This window comes from Mycobacterium sp. 1245852.3, assembly GCF_001669335.1.
Classification (GTDB): domain Bacteria; phylum Actinomycetota; class Actinomycetes; order Mycobacteriales; family Mycobacteriaceae; genus Mycobacterium; species Mycobacterium europaeum_A.
Genome location: NZ_LZLL01000387.1, coordinates 1 through 15638 on the forward strand (window position 1 = coordinate 1; position 15638 = coordinate 15638).

Annotated in this window: 14 protein-coding genes; 9 read left to right on the top strand and 5 right to left on the bottom strand. The window is 67.6% G+C overall.

Features of this window, described 5'->3' with window-relative positions; genetic code table 11:
• Window positions 1-178: 178 nt before the first annotated feature.
• Window positions 179-1669, bottom strand: coding sequence for an FAD-dependent oxidoreductase (locus A9W96_RS17540; protein WP_067141619.1), 1491 nt, complete (start codon window positions 1667-1669; stop codon window positions 179-181).
• A 63-nt stretch (window positions 1670-1732) separates the two neighbouring features.
• Window positions 1733-2542 (bottom strand): hypothetical protein, encoded by an 810-nt coding sequence (locus A9W96_RS17545; RefSeq protein ID WP_067141621.1) that lies wholly within the window; start codon window positions 2540-2542, stop codon window positions 1733-1735.
• A 155-nt stretch (window positions 2543-2697) separates the two neighbouring features.
• On the opposite strand from A9W96_RS17545, the gene A9W96_RS17550 reads away from it, so the two are divergent.
• The 3 genes from A9W96_RS17550 (at window position 2698) to katG (ending at window position 6811) form a co-directional block, all read left to right on the top strand.
• Window positions 2698-3984: an Ig-like domain-containing protein gene (locus tag A9W96_RS17550; protein ID WP_067141624.1), complete on the top strand. Its 1287-nt coding sequence runs from the start codon at window positions 2698-2700 to the stop codon at window positions 3982-3984.
• Window positions 3985-4079: 95 nt separating this feature from the next.
• On the top strand, window positions 4080-4520 hold the full coding sequence (locus tag A9W96_RS17555; RefSeq protein WP_156749292.1) for a Fur family transcriptional regulator: 441 nt from the start codon (window positions 4080-4082) through the stop codon (window positions 4518-4520).
• A gap of 50 nt (window positions 4521-4570) precedes the next feature.
• Window positions 4571-6811, top strand: a complete 2241-nt coding sequence (gene katG, locus A9W96_RS17560; RefSeq protein ID WP_066863153.1) for a catalase/peroxidase HPI — start codon at window positions 4571-4573, stop codon at window positions 6809-6811.
• Between the two features lie 182 nt (window positions 6812-6993).
• Here katG and A9W96_RS17565 read toward each other — a convergent pair whose 3' ends face one another.
• Window positions 6994-7812, bottom strand: coding sequence for a DUF1906 domain-containing protein (locus A9W96_RS17565; protein WP_066876745.1), 819 nt, complete (start codon window positions 7810-7812; stop codon window positions 6994-6996).
• Between the two features lie 321 nt (window positions 7813-8133).
• Between A9W96_RS17565 and A9W96_RS17570 the strand changes: the two genes are divergently transcribed.
• The 3 genes from A9W96_RS17570 to A9W96_RS17580 are packed head-to-tail and all read left to right on the top strand — an operon-like array spanning window position 8134 to window position 11199.
• On the top strand, window positions 8134-9384 hold the full coding sequence (locus tag A9W96_RS17570) for a glycosyltransferase family 4 protein (RefSeq protein ID WP_066863159.1): 1251 nt from the start codon (window positions 8134-8136) through the stop codon (window positions 9382-9384).
• Complete coding sequence (locus A9W96_RS17575) at window positions 9378-10136, top strand: class I SAM-dependent methyltransferase (protein ID WP_066863162.1); 759 nt, start codon at window positions 9378-9380, stop codon at window positions 10134-10136. Before A9W96_RS17570 ends, A9W96_RS17575 begins: the two co-directional genes overlap by 7 nt.
• Window positions 10123-11199 (top strand): prenyltransferase, encoded by a 1077-nt coding sequence (locus tag A9W96_RS17580; RefSeq protein WP_067141627.1) that lies wholly within the window; start codon window positions 10123-10125, stop codon window positions 11197-11199. The genes A9W96_RS17575 and A9W96_RS17580 overlap by 14 nt, the downstream gene beginning before the upstream one ends.
• Window positions 11200-11211: 12 nt before the next feature.
• Here A9W96_RS17580 and A9W96_RS17585 read toward each other — a convergent pair whose 3' ends face one another.
• Window positions 11212-11874, bottom strand: a complete 663-nt coding sequence (locus tag A9W96_RS17585; protein ID WP_067141630.1) for a class I SAM-dependent methyltransferase — start codon at window positions 11872-11874, stop codon at window positions 11212-11214.
• 119 nt (window positions 11875-11993) lie between these two features.
• On the opposite strand from A9W96_RS17585, the gene A9W96_RS17590 reads away from it, so the two are divergent.
• The 3 genes from A9W96_RS17590 (at window position 11994) to A9W96_RS17600 (ending at window position 14926) form a co-directional block, all read left to right on the top strand.
• Window positions 11994-12692: a cutinase family protein gene (locus A9W96_RS17590; protein WP_156765294.1), complete on the top strand. Its 699-nt coding sequence runs from the start codon at window positions 11994-11996 to the stop codon at window positions 12690-12692.
• 78 nt (window positions 12693-12770) lie between these two features.
• Window positions 12771-14255 (top strand): UbiD family decarboxylase, encoded by a 1485-nt coding sequence (locus A9W96_RS17595; protein WP_066876741.1) that lies wholly within the window; start codon window positions 12771-12773, stop codon window positions 14253-14255.
• Window positions 14255-14926 carry a UbiX family flavin prenyltransferase gene (locus A9W96_RS17600; protein ID WP_067141633.1) on the top strand — a complete coding sequence of 224 codons (672 nt, stop codon included), beginning with the start codon at window positions 14255-14257 and terminating at the stop codon, window positions 14924-14926. The genes A9W96_RS17595 and A9W96_RS17600 overlap by 1 nt, the downstream gene beginning before the upstream one ends.
• On the opposite strand, the gene A9W96_RS17605 is transcribed toward A9W96_RS17600, so the two are convergent.
• The coding region (locus A9W96_RS17605) for an LLM class flavin-dependent oxidoreductase (protein WP_156765295.1) at window positions 14923-15638 on the bottom strand (716 nt) is incomplete at its 5' end. The two genes, A9W96_RS17600 and A9W96_RS17605, sit on opposite strands and share 4 nt — an antisense overlap.

Below are 15638 nucleotides of genomic sequence, written 5' to 3' on the forward strand. Positions count from 1 at the left end.
CGTGGGCGGCCAGGCGTCCGAAGCCGACCGGGCCTTCTCGTACTCGTAGGCGGAGTCGTCGGCGATCGGTTCGAGGGATGGGCCGGCGGCCTCGACGTGTTCGACGTCGAGCGTGGTGACTCCCCAATCGAATTGCGCTGGCTCGTCTTTCGCAAGACGGGCTGAGTCGGGCGCCGGTCTACGCGGTCAGATCGCGGGTGGCCGGCCCTTCCAGCAAGGTGCCGTCGGGCGCGAACCGCGACCCGTGCAGCGGGCACTCCCACGCCTTGTCGGCGTCGTTCCAGTTCACGATCCCGCCAAGGTGCGTGCACACGGGCGAGACGCGATGCTCGGTCCCGTCGACGCGGCAGCGCGCCTCCAAATGCCATGGCGGGCCGCTCACCACGCCGCCTTCCCCGTTGACGGGGCTGCGGCGGTGAGTCCGTATCGACGGGGTGATCCAGCCCTTCGTCAGGTTGAAGCCGACCTCGAGGTTGGCCTGCAGGGCGGTCGTCAACCCGGTCAACTCGTGCGGACTCCAGCTGGCGAACGCGCGGGCCCAGTCCATCCGCCCGCCCAGGATGCGGCTCGACAGTGCCAGCGCCGCGGCGGCCCCGTTGGTCATCCCCCACTTGTTGAAACCCGTTGCGACAAAGATGGTTTCGCTGTTCGGCAGGATCGGACCCACATAGGGTAGATGGTCGATCGGGGTATAGTCCTGCGCCGACCAGAAGTGGGTCTGCACGGCGCCCGGGTAGTGCTTGCGTGCCCACGCCGACAGTTCGTCGAGCGCCTGGGACGGACTCTTCTCGCGCCCCACGGTATGACCGGCGCCGCCCACGATCAGCCGCTCCCCGTCCGCGACCGGGGCGTACCGCACCGAACGGGTCGGCGAGTCGGTGGAGATCATCATCGGGCGGGTGATGTTGCCCGGAACCTTGAAGGCCAGGCAGTAGGACCGGCTGGGCTTCACCCGAGCGAAATAACCGCCGCGATCCAGGATCGGGATGCCGGTGGCCAGCACCAGCTGGCGAGCCTGCAGTTCGACGTCCCGCTCGGCGGCGTCGTTGACCTGCACGCGGACCTGCTTGCCGCGCCAGGAGACCCGACGCACCCGGGTGTGCTCGACCAGCCGTCCGCCGCGGTCAAGCAGCTCGACGGCCAGCGAGTCGAGGAAGGGCATCGGGTCGAACTGCGCCTGGTCGGCCAGCCGCACCCCGCCGTGATACGGGAACGGCACGTCGGCGTCGTCGTCCCACACCGCCGGCAGGCCCACCGCCTGACACGCGGTCAGTTCGGCACGCGCCCGCGGGACGCCCCGCACCGACTGGGCGTAGGTGTAAGCGTCCTCGCGCTGCACGGCGACGCCGTTGGCCTCGCAGTGCGCCAGCACCCACTCCTGGCCTTCGCGGTTGCCGTCCACGTACGCGCGCGCGAGGTCCCGGCCATGCCGCGGTAGCACCTTGGAGAGCTGACTGCCTTGCAACAGGCTGATTTTGGCGGTGGTGTTCCCGGTCGCGCACGCCCCCACCGTGCGCGCCTCCAGCACCAGCACGTCCTTGCCGGCGCGGGCCAGTAGGACGGCCGTCATCAGGCCGGTGATGCCGGCGCCCACCACGATGACATCGGCGGACACCGAACCTTGGTCAAGTCGGCTGGCGGTCCAGGGCTGTTCGCTTCGTTCTGTCATCCACAAAGAGGTCACGGCTTTGCTGATACCCCCGCCCGGCCCGTGGAAACGCACCCGGCGGGCTCACGCCCGCTTCAACCGCGCTTTGGCCTCCTTCACCGACTCCGCGGCGGCTCGGCTCACCTGCCGCGCCTCGTCGTAGTCCGTTTCGGCGCGATCGAGTTCCCGTTCGGCCGCCCGCAACGCCCGCGCCGCATCGTCACGACGCCGGCGGGCGCCATCTCGTTCGGCTTGTCGCAGCGACAACGCGTCATCGGCCTCGGCCTTGACGCGTTCGGCGGTGTCGACGGCCGCGCTCAGTTTCTCGCGCCGTTCGGTTTGCGCCTTGGCGTCCTCCGACCGCTTCCGTGCCGGGGCGCCGGGGCGCTTCGCCGGTTCGCTCGGAGTCCCCGCCGGTTCCGGCGCGGCCTCGCCGAAGCCACCGAAACCCGACCACTGCTCGGGTCGGGTCAACCGGCCCAGGCGGTCCCCGATCTGCGGGTCGGCGATGGCGGCCTGCAGCGTGCTGGTGAGGTCTTCGCGCACCGCCGCCGACGGTTGCTTGAGATCGGCCTCCTCGAGCGCCTTGCGGGTGAGCTCGTCGATGAGTTTGCGTTGCTCGGCCGTCAGGTCCCGGATCCGTCCGCCATCCATCGCCGCATGCGCGGCGCGCAGTCGCTCCCCGAGGTCGGCGAGTCGCCGCCGGGTGTCCGCGTGCCGCAGCGCCAGCCGGTTGACGACCCAGGCGGCCGTCGTCGGTTTGTTGGCGGCGGAAATCCGTTTCGCCGCGGCGGTATCGCCGCGCTGTTTGGCGGCGGCGGCCAGTTTGGTGCGTTGCGCGGTGAACTCCTTCGGCGCCACCTCATAGAGGCTGTCGAGTTCGTCATCGGCCATGACGCCATGATCTCGCGCGCACGCCGGTTGCAGGCCCGGGTTACCCCGGGCGGTTTAAAAACCGCATGTCGCGGGATACCTCATCTTCAACATCGACTTCGCTGGGCAGAATTCTCAGGCCTGCGAGAACCAGAAAGCAGGGATTCGGCAGCTTCATGATGTCCAAGAACAGCGATCAGTTCGTCGGCCGGATCCTGCGGGTCAGCCGGCCTCGCCGACTCTTGCTCGCGGTCTGCGTGATCGTCGCCGCGGTGGCCGCGATATACGTTGTGTCGACCACACATTGTCTGGGCGGTCACTGCGGGCAGGGCGGCGCGCCCGCGAAAACCGCTGGGCCGGCGCAGATAACGATCACTCCCGCCCCCGACTCGCATGACGTCGACCCGGTCGCCCCGGTCACGGTCAAAGCCGAGAACGGAACCCTGACCGGTGTCGAGATGGTCAACGAGAGCGGCAAGCCGATCGAGGGCGTCATGACACCCGACAACACGGTGTGGAAGCCGACGGTCCCGCTGGGCTACGGACGCACCTACACCCTGACCGTCACCAGCAGTGGCGTCAGTGGTGTTGCGGCCAAGCAGGTTTCGTCGTTTTCCACGCTGAAGCCGTCCAATCAGACCAAGGTGTCGTTCACCGCCACGTCGGAGGCCGCGCTGCACGACGGCGGCACCTACGGCGTCGGAACGGTGATCGTGGCGCACTTCGACGAGAAGATCGCGGATCGCGCCGCCGCCGAGCGACAACTGTCGGTGACCACAAACCCGAAAGTCGAGGGATCCTGGTACTGGGTCGACGACCAGAACGCTCATTGGCGGCCCGAGCACTACTACGCGCCCGGCACGACCGTCACCGCCGAGGCGAAGATCTACGGAATAGCGTTGGGCGACGGCTTGTTCGGGCAGGACGACACCAAGGTCTCGTTTCGGATCGGCGACGCGCACGTCTCGATCGCCGATGACGCCACCCACCAGGTCAGCGTCTTCGACAACGGAAACCTGGTGCGCACGATGCCGACCAGCATGGGAATGGGCGGCGCCGAAGACGTCGGCGGTAAGACGATCTCGCTGTGGACCCCGTCCGGCGTCTACACGGTGCTGGACAAGGGCAATCCCGTCATCATGGACTCCTCGACCTTCGGCCTGCCCAAGAACTCCAGGCTCGGATATCGCGAAACCATCAACTGGGCGACCAAGATCAGCAGCGACGGCATATATCTGCACGAACTCGACGCGACGGTATGGGCCCAGGGCCACCGCGACACGTCGCATGGCTGCTTGAACCTCAACGCCGACAACGCGAAATGGTTCTTCGACTTTTCGGTACCGGGCGACGTAGTCGAGGTCCGCAACAGCGGCGGGCCACCGCTGACGCTGGCCCAAAACGGCGACTGGACGCTCAGCTGGGACGACTGGCGCAAGGGCAGCGCCCTGAAACCGACCTGAGCCCGCAGGTGATCCACCTCATTCGTCGCCTCGTGTTGTGCCCCACTTCACAATAAACTCTTGACTCGTTCCAATTAAGGCGTCATATTGGTGGCGTGTCATCGACGGCCGATTACGCGGGCAGGTTGCGGATGGCCGATCTGCGGGTCACCCGGCCCAGGGTTGCCGTGCTGGAAGCCGTGGACGCCAATCCGCACGCCGACACCGAGACGATCTTCTCGGCGGTACGGGTTGGCCTGCCCGATGTTTCGCGTCAAGCCGTGTACGACGTGCTCAATGCGCTGACCACCGTCGGTCTGGTTCGGCGCATCCAGCCCCTGGGCATGGTCGCGCGCTACGAATCGCGCGTCGGCGACAACCACCACCACGTCGTGTGCCGATCCTGCGGGATCATCGCCGACATCGACTGCGCCGTCGGTGACGCTCCCTGCCTGACGCCCTCGGACGACGACAACGTTCTCGATGGCTTCGTTCTCGACGAGGCCGAAGTCATCTACTGGGGCCTGTGTGCCGATTGCTCGACGACAGGTTCTTAGATCACAGCCCGTGATCGCAGCCCGATTCACCCACCCTCGAAAGGAATGCTGTGTCATCTGATACATCCGCCAGCCGCCCTCCCCAACCCGACGCCGGGTCGGCTAGCAACAGCGAAAGCGAAAACCCAGCAATCCCTTCACCGCAGCCCAAGTCGAGCGCCCCGCGGACCAACCAGGACTGGTGGCCCAACCAGGTCGATGTGTCGCGCCTGCACCCGCATGCTCCCCAGTCCGACCCGCTCGGCGAGGACTTCGACTACGCCGAGGAGTTCGCCAAGCTTGATGTCGAGGCGCTCAAGGCCGACATGATCAAGCTGCTGACCACCTCGCAGGACTGGTGGCCCGCCGACTACGGCCACTACGGTGGCCTGTTCATCCGGATGAGCTGGCACGCCGCCGGCACCTACCGCATCTATGACGGCCGCGGTGGCGGCGGCCAGGGCATGCAGCGCTTCGCTCCGCTCAACAGCTGGCCGGACAACGCGAGCCTGGATAAGGCGCGCAGGCTGCTGTGGCCGCTGAAGAAGAAGTACGGCAACAAGATCTCCTGGGCGGACCTGCTGCTGTTCGCCGGGAACACGGCCCTGGAATCCATGGGGTTCAAGACGTTCGGCTTCGCCTTCGGCCGCGAAGACGTCTGGGAGCCCGAGGAGATTCTCTTCGGTGAAGAGGAAGAGTGGCTGGGAACCGACAAGCGCTACTCGGGTGAACGCGACCTCGCGCAGCCCTACGGTGCCACCACCATGGGTCTGATCTACGTCAATCCGGAAGGCCCCGAAGGCAAGCCGGACCCGGTCGCGGCGGCGATCGACATCCGCGAGACCTTCGGCCGGATGGCGATGAACGACGAGGAGACGGCCGCGCTGATCGTCGGCGGCCACAGCTTCGGCAAGACGCACGGTGCCGGCGACGCCGACCTGGTCGGTCCGGAACCTGAGGCAGCCCCGATCGAACAGCAGGGGCTGGGCTGGAAGAGCTCGTTCGGCAGCGGCGTGGGCAAGGACGCCATCACCAGCGGCCTCGAGGTGGTCTGGACGCCGACGCCGACCAAGTGGGACAACTCCTTCCTGGAGACGCTGTACGGCTACGAGTGGGAGCTCACCAAGAGCCCCGCCGGGGCCTGGCAGTTCACCGCCAAGGACGGCGCGGGCGCCGGGACCATTCCGGATCCGTTCGGTGGGCCGGGGCGCGCCCCGACGATGCTGGTCACCGACATCTCGTTGCGGGAAAGCCCGATCTACCGCGACATCACGCGGCGCTGGCTGGACCACCCCGAGGAGCTGGCCGACGCCTTCGCCAAGGCGTGGTACAAGCTGCTGCACCGCGACATGGGACCGGTCACCCGCTTCCTGGGGCCGTGGATTCCCGAACCGCAGCTGTGGCAGGACCCGGTGCCGGCCGTCGACCACGCGCTGGTCGACGAGACGGACGTTGCGGACCTGAAGAGCAAGGTCCTGGCGTCCGGTCTCTCCGTTCAGCAGCTGGTCAAGACCGCCTGGTCGGCCGCGGTCAGCTACCGCAACACCGACAAGCGCGGTGGCCCGAACGGCGGGCGGCTGCGACTCGAGCCGCAGCGGAGCTGGGAGGTCAACGAGCCCTCCGAACTCGACAAGGTGTTGCCCGTGCTGGAGCGGATCCAGCAGGACTTCAACGCCTCGGCCTCCGGCGGGAAGAAGATCTCGATCGCCGACCTGATCGTGCTGGCCGGTTCCGCGGCGGTCGAGAAGGCGGCCAAGGACGCGGGCTACGAGATCTCGGTGCATTTCGCCCCCGGGCGCACCGACGCCTCGCAGGAGAGCACCGACGTGGAGTCGTTCGCCGTGCTCGAACCGCGGGCCGACGGGTTCCGCAACTACGCGCGGCCCGGCGAGAAGGCCCCGCTCGAGCAGCTCTTGTTGGACCGGGCCTACATGCTCGGTGTGACCGGTCCGGAGCTGACGGTGCTCGTCGGCGGGCTGCGCGCGCTGGGCGCCAACCACGGCGGTAGCAAGCACGGTGTGTTCACCGACCGGCCGGGCGCGTTGACGAACGACTTCTTCGTCAACCTGCTCGACATGGGCACCGAGTGGAAGGCCTCGGAGACCGCGGAGAACGTCTACGAAGGGCACGACCGGGCCTCCGGCGAGCTCAAGTGGACCGCGACCCCGAATGACCTTGTGTTCGGCTCGAACTCGGTGCTGCGCGCGCTGGCCGAGGTTTACGCCCAGGACGACAACCACGGCAAGTTCGTGGAGGACTTCGTCGCGGCGTGGGTGAAGGTCATGAACAACGACCGGTTCGACCTCAAGTAAGACCCGGTCACCGGCAAGGAACGGCACCCCGCGAGCCATGCGCTCGCGGGGTGCCGTTCCTTCATGCCGCCCTCTTTCATGGACGATGCGCCCGCGATCTCGCGACACGTAAACCACGCACACGACACGCCGCGATCGGTCGCCCTGGTTTATGTCTCGTGCGGCGGAGAAGGACTTCTAGGTCAGCGATCCAGGTCCCACTGCCCGAAATCGGCGGCGAGGACATCGTCGACGTCGACATTGATGCCGCCCAGCAGCGGGCCCGGATTTCCCGGGCTGTTGACGACCGTTTGGTAGAGCACAGCGGCGGGTTCGCGCTCGCCGTGCGACCACGACCTGGTCTGCCACGCCCACTGGTGCCCGGCGCTGGTGGACGGCCCGATCACCCCGTCCCTGATGGCCCACCCGCACGCCCGGGCATGCCCGTAGATGCCGGTGCGACCCACACCCAGCACCGAGTTGATGCCTCGAAACCATTGGACGGCAACGCTATTCCACGTGTTGGCGTCGATGTCATCGTCGACGCTGAAAAAGATCGGGGCCGAGTTCGGGCCGCCGGCCGCCGAGTGCAGCTGCATGGCCGTGTGGGCGTCCGCGACGCCGCCGTCATAGCCGCGGGTGAGATCCGACGGGTCCGGCCAACCGGGCTTGCCGTATTGGAAGTTGCTGACGATATGCAGGCCCGCCGCGCGCAGCGCATCGGCGTACTCCCGGGTCAGCGGCTTGGCTTCGAAGTTGGCGCCCGGCCGCGACTGCGACACGTAGTTCACCACGCCGTCATAGCCCGCCGACTTGATCTCCTCCGGTGCGATCCTGCGCTCGGCGAAATCGATCAGCCTCATGCCGGCCGCCGAGGCTTTCGGGGCGGCGGGGCTTGCCGCCACCGCGCCCAGGCTGAGCAGGGCCGGCGCCACGACATAGGCGCCGGCGTATTTGAGGACCTCGCGCCTCGACGGCGACCACCGATCGCCGCGTCCACCCGGTCCGGCCGAATCCCGCACCGCGCGATGGTAACAAAAGGCACGGGCCTTCCTCAGAGCGATCTTCGCCGGTCAGCGCCGCTGGGCCGAGGCGCCTCGCGTGCGGAACCGACCGGTCGGAAAGCGGGCGGACACCGGCCAGTGGCATGATCTTTGCGTGTCGGACATCCCGGGGGCCGCCTGCGCGGGGGACGGTGGGTTTCCGGCTCGTTGCGCACGATTAGGTGATCGAACTATAGTCTGGACACATGTCCAGTTTGCTGTCGCGGAGTTCGGGAGTCCGTTGACCGCGATGTATTCGGCGCCATTCCGCGGTCATTTTCCAGCAAAGAAGAGTTGAGTATGCGAATTGCCCTGCTGTCCTACCGTAGTAAGACCCATTGCGGCGGACAGGGCGTCTACGTGCGCCATCTCAGCCACGGCCTGGTGGAGCTCGGCCACGACGTCGAGGTGTTCTCCGGCCAGCCGTATCCCGACCTGCTCGACCCGCGGGTCCGGCTCACCGAAGTGCCCAGCCTCGACCTGTACCGGGAACCCGACCCGTTCCGGGTGCCGCGGCCCAGCGAGATTCGCGACTCGATCGACCTGCGGGAATTGCTCACCACATGGACCGCGGGCTTTCCCGAACCGCGGACGTTCACGATGCGGGCCGCGCGGTTACTTGCCCAGCGCACAGCCGATTTCGACGTCGTCCACGACAACCAGAGCCTGGGCACCGGATTGCTGCGCATCGCCGAGGCGGGACTTCCCGTGGTGGCCACCGTGCACCACCCGATCACCCGCGACCGGGTGCTGGATCTGGCGGCAGCGCGATGGTGGCGAAAACCGTTGGTGCGCCGCTGGTATGGGTTCTTGGACATGCAGCAGGAGGTCGCCCGCCACATCCCCGACCTGTTGACGGTCTCCTCGTCGTCCGCGTCCGACATCATCGCCGACTTCGGCGTCGCGCCCGACCAACTTCACGTGGTGCCGCTGGGCGTGAACACCGAACTGTTCAAACCGGGATCGGGCCCCCGCGAGCCCGGCCGCATCATCGCGATCGCCAGTGCCGATACCCCGCTCAAGGGCGTCCGCACCCTGCTGCAAGCGGTCGCCCGGCTGCGCACCGTGCGTGATCTCGAGCTGCGGCTGGTTGCCAAGGTGGAACCCAACGGTCCGACCCACAAACTCATCGCCGAACTCGGGATCTCCGACATCGTGCACATCACCAGCGGGCTGTCCGACGCCGAGCTGGCCGCCCTGTTCGCCTCCGCGGAGGTCGCCTGCATTCCGTCGCTCTACGAAGGCTTTTCGCTCCCAGCCGTGGAAGCCATGGCCAGCGGCACCCCGATCGTCGCCAGCCGGGTCGGTGCCCTGCCGGAAGTCCTCGGGACCGACGGTGCTTGCGCCGAACTGGTGCCGCCCGCCGACGTCGATGCGCTGACCCACGCGCTCGGTGAACTGCTGGACTCACCGGAAAAGCGCCGCAGCCTCGGGAAGGCGGGACGAACCCGCGCCGTCAACGTCTTCAGCTGGGAAGCCGTGGCCGCGCAAACCGTTCGGGTCTACGAGCGGGCGATCGCACGCAACGCGCAGAGCGAAGCGCCATGCTGACAGTCGATTTCGACCGGCTGGGGATCGGACCGTCGAGCAAGGTCATCGACGTGGGTTGCGGAGCCGGCCGGCACGCGTTCGAAGCGTATCGCCGCGGCGCCGACGTCGTGGCCTTCGATCGCGACGAGGCCGAATTGCGTTCGGTGGACACCATTTTGCGCGCGATGGCCGAAGCCGGCGAGGCGCCCGCCGGTGCCTCGGCGAAGGTGGTCGTCGGTGATGCGCTGAAGTTGCCCTACGCCGACGAGACGTTCGACTGCGTCATCGCTTCGGAGATCCTGGAGCACATTCCCGACGACGACGTGGCGATCGCCGAGCTGATCAGAGTGCTCAAAGCCGGTGGCACGCTGGCGGTCAGCGTCCCACGGTGGCTGCCCGAGCGCCTGTGCTGGTTGCTGTCCGACGAGTACCACGCCAACGAGGGTGGCCACGTACGCATCTACCGGGCCAGCGAGCTGCGCGGCAAGATCGCCCGCGACGGAATGGCACTGACCCACACCCATCACGCCCATGCGCTGCACTCCCCCTTCTGGTGGCTCAAATGCGCTGTGGGAGTGGAGAACACCGACCACCCCGCGGTGACCGCCTACCACAAGCTCCTGGTTTGGGACCTGATGCAGCGGCCCAAGATCACCCAGCTGGCGGAGTCGCTGCTCAACCCGCTGGTGGGCAAAAGCGTAGCGATGTACTTCGTCAAGCCGCAGGAGGCGAAAAGCCAGGCGACTGAGGGGTATTCAGTTGCATCGGTCTAGTGTGCCAGCCGTTGCGGGGGTGTTGACTCCCGAGCAGTGCCGCCAGACCGCGCTTTCCATCGCCGCCGCACAGGAATCGACTGGTGCCATCCCCTGGTTCGAGGGCGGGCACACCGATCCGTGGGACCACATCGAGTGCGCGATGGCGCTGACCACCGCCGGAATGCTGGAGCCGGCGCGCGCCGCGTTCGACTGGAGCCGGCGCACCCAGCGCTCGGATGGATCCTGGCCAATCCAATTCCGGTCGGGGGTCATCGAAGACGCCAACAGCGACAGCAATTTCTGCGCCTACATCGGCGCCGGGGTGTGGCACCACGTGCTGGTCACCGGCGACGAGTCATTCGCGGCGGAAATGTGGCCGGTGGTGCACAAAGCGATCGACTTCGTCATCGACATGCAGGTCGGTTACGGCGAGATCGGTTGGGCCCGAAGCGAAGCCGGTGTGTTGCCGGAGGCCCTGCTGACAGGGTGCTCGAGCATCTACCACAGCATCCGCTGTGCGCTTGCCCTGGCCGCGTTGGTCGGCGACCCGCAGCCGGAGTGGGAGTTGGCGCTCGGCCGTCTGGGGCACGCTATCTCCGCGCATCCCGAGGCGTTCACCGAAAAGGACCGCTACTCGATGGACTGGTACTACCCCATCCTCGGTAGCGCCTTGCGTGGCCCGGCGGCGGTCGCGCGCATCAAGCAGCGTTGGGATGCCTTCGTGGTCGACGGCCTGGGCATCCGGTGCGTCGGCGACCGCCCGTGGGTGACGGGCGCCGAAACATGCGAGCTGGTGATGGCGCTGGACGCGATCGGACAGCACTCCGACGCCTACCGTCAGTTCGCCGCGATGCAGCATCTGCGCGAGGATGACGGATCTTATTGGACGGGACTGGTTTTCGCCGACGGCAAACGGTGGCCGGAAGAGCGCACCACCTGGACGGGCGCGGCCGTGATCTTGGCGGCGGACGCCCTGTCGAACACCACCGCCGGTGCGGGCATCTTTCGCGGCGACGAGCTGCCACCGGGTTTGCAGACCGACTTCGACTGCGAATGCGTGGTCACCGGCCCCGGCCGGTAAGCCACGGGCTGGCTAGACCCGCTCCCCCGGCTGACCGCTGACTCGTTCGAGCAGCCGCAACGATCCGGTGGCCGATACCTCCCGGAACTGTCCGGAATCGAGTGCGCGGCAGTAGATGTAGTAGGGCGGGCGCCCGCCGTCCTTCGGGTCGGGAAATACGTCGTGGATGACCAGCGCCCCGCCGGGGGCGACCCACTTGGCCCAGCCGTCGAAGTCCTGGTTCGCGGCGGCTTCGCTGTGGCCGCCGTCGATGAACAGGAACTGCAGCGGCGCCCGCCACGCCCGTGCCACCAGCGGCGACTTGCCGACGATCGCGACGACGTGTTCGTCCAACCGGGCGGTGTCGAGCGCCCGGCGAAACGTCGGCAGCGTGTCGAACAGGCCGGTCACCTCGTCCACCATCGACGCGTCGTGATACTCCCACCCGGCCTGGTGCTCCTCGGACCCGTGGTGGTGGTCGACCGTGTAGAGCACGCTGCCGGTTTGTTGGGCGGCCGCACCCAGCAGCAGGGTGGATTTGCCGCAGTAGGTGCCGATCTCGACGCCCAGACCGCCGCCGAGATACCGCAGCGCAGCGTCGTACAGCGCGCGCCCCTCGTCGGCCGGCATGAAACCTTGTACCTGCTCGGCCAGCGCGAACAAGCGCTCGGGCGCACTCGCGTCGACGTGACTCATCAGCTGAACCTATCGCCTCGATCGCCGCTGCCGACACCGTGGTCGCTGTTCGCGCTCAGCGATCACCGGAGCTCTGTTGACCGGGTGTGCGGCGGCCAGAGCGCCTTCGCCTTACCATCATGGACGTGCGCGCCTTGCTTATCCGCAAATTTGCTGGTGTCGGACTCGCCGCGGTCATGGCCGCGGCCGCCGCGTTGCTGCCCGCCACGGTGCTGCCGCCCGGGGCCCCGGGGGCGGCGCCACCGGCCGCGGCCGCGAACTGCCCGCCGGTACAGGTCGTGTTCGCCCGGGGGCGCAACGAATCGCCGGGGCCGGGTGTGCTGGGCAACGCGTTCATCAGCGCCCTGCGGTCCAAGGTGAACAGGACCGTGGGCGTGTACGCCGTGCAATATCCCGCCGACACCGAGGTCGCCCAGGGCGCCAACGACATGAGCCACCACATCCAGGACATGGTCAACAGCTGCCCAGACACCAGGTTGGTGCTGGGCGGTTATTCGCTGGGCGCGGCGGTCACCGACGTTGTGCTGGCGGCGCCCATCGGCGCGTTCGGTTTCGACAGCCCGCTGCCGCCGGGCATCGATCAGCACGTCGCCGCCGTCGCCCTGTTCGGCAATGGCAGCCAATGGGTGGGTCCGATCACCAACTTCAGTCCCGTCTACAACGACCGGACCATCGAGTTGTGCCACGGTGCCGATCCCATCTGCAACCCCGCCGACCCGAACACGTGGAAGGAAAACTGGCCGCAGCACCTCGCCGGGGCCTACATCGACGCGGGCATGGCCAATCAGGCCGCCGACTTCGTCGCCAGCAAGCTCTGAGTCAGGCGGCCGCCGCTTGCGTTTAGCCCGGCACAGACGGGTACTAGGAACTCCAGGTGCGCGCGGAGGGACTAGCCATTGCCGGATGACCAGATCGTCGACCTCAGATCCGCGCTGGCGCGACTGGCGCGCCACGACAAGCAGCTGATCGAGACCGACCATCCGATCGACCCGATCGGGGAACTCGCCGGCGTCTACCGCCGCATCGGCGCCGGCGGCACCGTCGAACGACCGACGCGCATCGGACCGGCCATGATCTTCAACAACGTGACCGGCTTTCCGGGCTGGCGGGTGCTGGTCGGGTTGATGGCCAGCCGCAAACGCGTCGGCATCCTGCTCGAGTCGCCGGCCGACCGGCTTACCCAACGCATGGCCGATGCCTACGAAAACGCCTTGGGCCCAGCGGATTTCACTGGTGACAATGCGCCCTGCCAAGAGGTGGTCCATCGCGCCGATCACCCGGACTTCGATCTGCGTACCCTGCTGCCCGCGCCCACCAACACCGACCTGGACGCGGGGCCGTACTTCTGCCTGGGTTTGGTGCTGGGCAGCGACCCCGAACTGGGCACCGATGTCACCATCCACCGGCTGTGCGTGCAGGGCCGTGACGAGATGACGATCTTCTTCGCACCCGGCCGCCACATCGACGCCTTCCGGCAACGCGCCGAGGCCGACGGACGCAAGTTCGAGATCACGGTCAACATGGGCCTGGACCCGGCGATCCCGCTGGGCGCCACGTTCGAGGCGCCCACCACCCCGCTCGGCTACGACGAGCTCGCCATCGCCGGCGGCTTGCGCGGCAAACCCGTCGAACTGGTCAAGGGCGTCACGGTCGACCAGAAGGCGATCGCCACGGCCGAGGTCGTCATCGAGGGCTACATCATCCCCGGCGAACGGCAGGCCGAAGACCAGAACACCCACACCGGACACGCCATGCCGGAGTTCCCCGGCTATGACGGCCCGGCCAACCCGGCCTTGCCGGTGATCAAGGTGACCGCGGTGACCACCCGCACCGATCCGATTCTGCAGACCCTGGTGGGCCCCGGCGAGGAGCACGTCAGCCTCGCCGGAATCCCCACGGAGGCCAGCATTTTCCACGCCCTGCACGCCGCCATGCCCGGCTTCGTCACCGACGTCTACTCCCACAGCGCCGGCGGCGGTAAGTTCCTGGCCGTCCTCAAGTGCAACAAGACCAAGGCCTTCGACGACGGCCGCGCGCGCCAAGCCGCGCTGGTGGCGTTGGGCGTCTATTCGGAACTGAAGAACGTCATCCTGGTCGACGGCGACGTCGACATCTTCGACAGCGACGACGTGCTGTGGGCGATGCAGACCCGGATGCAGGGCAACCGCGACATCGTCACCATCCCCGGGGTGGCCGGTCATGTTCTGGACCCGACCCAGCAGCCCGAGTACGACCCGACGCTGCCGGCCAAGGGCACCACGTGCAAAACGATTTTCGACGCCACCGCACCGTTTCGCATGCAAGCCCAGTTCGAACGGGCGCACTTCCGCGATGTCGACCCCCGCCCGTATGCCCCCGATCTGGACTTGGAGTATCCGTGATGACCCAGCCGAACCAGCCCGACCGCGTCATCGTGGGCATCACCGGAGCCACCGGAATCGTCTACGGCGTGCGGGCGCTCGATGTGCTGCGCAGCGTCGGCATCGAAACCCACCTCATCGTCACCCGTGCCGGGCACCTGACCCGCGCCTACGAAACCGATCTCACCCGGGAGCAGATCGAGGCCCGCGCCGACCACGTGTACAGCGTCACCGACGTCGGCGCCCCCATGGCGTCGGGTTCCTTCCTGACGCGGGGCATGCTGATCGCGCCCGCATCGATGCGCAGCGTGGGCGAGATCGCCAACGGCGTGTCCAGCTCACTGCTGTCCCGGGCCGCCGACGTCGTCCTCAAGGAGCGTCGCCGCCTGGTGCTCATGGTGCGCGAGGCGCCGCTGAACCTGATCCACCTGCGCAACATGGCGACGATCAGCGAAGCCGGCGGCACCATCTTCCCGCCGGTGCCGGCCTTCTACTTCCGGCCCACCAGCCTCGAGGACATCGTCGATCACTCCGTCGGCCGGGCCCTGGACCAATTCGGCATCCACACCGACGTCTTCCCGCGCTGGGACGACGACCTGCGCCGGACCGTGATGCAACACGAGATGCAACACGAAACGCCGGAAGCGCCGGAAGCGCAGGAAGCACCGGAAGTGCCGACGGGCCACGCCTAACGCAGGTTGGTCGGGTTGAGGTCGTCGGGCATCTGCTGGCCGGCGTCCTCGTAGGCCTTCTTGATCGCGGCCATCGCCGGCGCGCCGTAGTCGCGCTTCTTCGCGACCACCATGTCGTAGCTGGCGCGCAGCGAATCCAGCTGGCCGCGGAATTCGGGAATCACGTGGCGGCCCATCAATTCGTAGCTGCGCAGCGTGGCCTCGCGGTCCGCCCAATCCCCGGCCAGCACCAAAAAGCCCCCGAACCCGCCGGTGATGTTCTGCAACCGGTGCAGGGCCTCGATCATGTCGTCGGGTGTGCCCACGATGGCGGCGTCCTCCTCGATCTCCTGCTCGAGCGTGTAGTCGTTCTTCAGCCCGGCGACCCGTTTGAAGTATCCGACGCGTTCGGCCTCGCGCCCCTCGATCACCTCGGCCTTGGCCTGTTCGCGGGTGGGCGCGAGATGGGCACGGATCACCAGGCGCCATTCGTCGCGGCGCAGCTGCTTGCCGCTTTCGGCGGCGGCCTTCTCGCCGAGCGCCCAGTGCGCCGCCAGGTCCTTCTTGCCGCCGATCAGCCCGGCGCCCAGCGATAACACCCCCACGCCGTGCGTGCCCGCGGCCGTCATGCCCGACGGCGAGGTGCTGGACGCGACGGCGATCGGCATCGACCCGTTGACCGGAAGCAGCTGCAGCCGAGCCTCATTCAGGGTGAACCAGTCGCTGTGATGGG

What these genes read in the sequence shown, in the direction of transcription:
- A9W96_RS17540 (WP_067141619.1), bottom strand. Translation starts at nt 1,669, where the DNA reads ATGACAGAACGAAGCGAACAGCCCTGGACCGCCAGCCGACTTGACCAA.
- A9W96_RS17545 (WP_067141621.1), bottom strand. Translation starts at nt 2,542, where the DNA reads ATGGCCGATGACGAACTCGACAGCCTCTATGAGGTGGCGCCGAAGGAG.
- A9W96_RS17550 (WP_067141624.1), top strand. Translation starts at nt 2,698, where the DNA reads ATGATGTCCAAGAACAGCGATCAGTTCGTCGGCCGGATCCTGCGGGTC.
- A9W96_RS17570 (WP_066863159.1), top strand. Translation starts at nt 8,134, where the DNA reads ATGCGAATTGCCCTGCTGTCCTACCGTAGTAAGACCCATTGCGGCGGA.
- A9W96_RS17575 (WP_066863162.1), top strand. Translation starts at nt 9,378, where the DNA reads ATGCTGACAGTCGATTTCGACCGGCTGGGGATCGGACCGTCGAGCAAG.
- A9W96_RS17585 (WP_067141630.1), bottom strand. Translation starts at nt 11,874, where the DNA reads ATGAGTCACGTCGACGCGAGTGCGCCCGAGCGCTTGTTCGCGCTGGCC.
- A9W96_RS17590 (WP_156765294.1), top strand. Translation starts at nt 11,994, where the DNA reads ATGGACGTGCGCGCCTTGCTTATCCGCAAATTTGCTGGTGTCGGACTC.
- A9W96_RS17600 (WP_067141633.1), top strand. Translation starts at nt 14,255, where the DNA reads ATGACCCAGCCGAACCAGCCCGACCGCGTCATCGTGGGCATCACCGGA.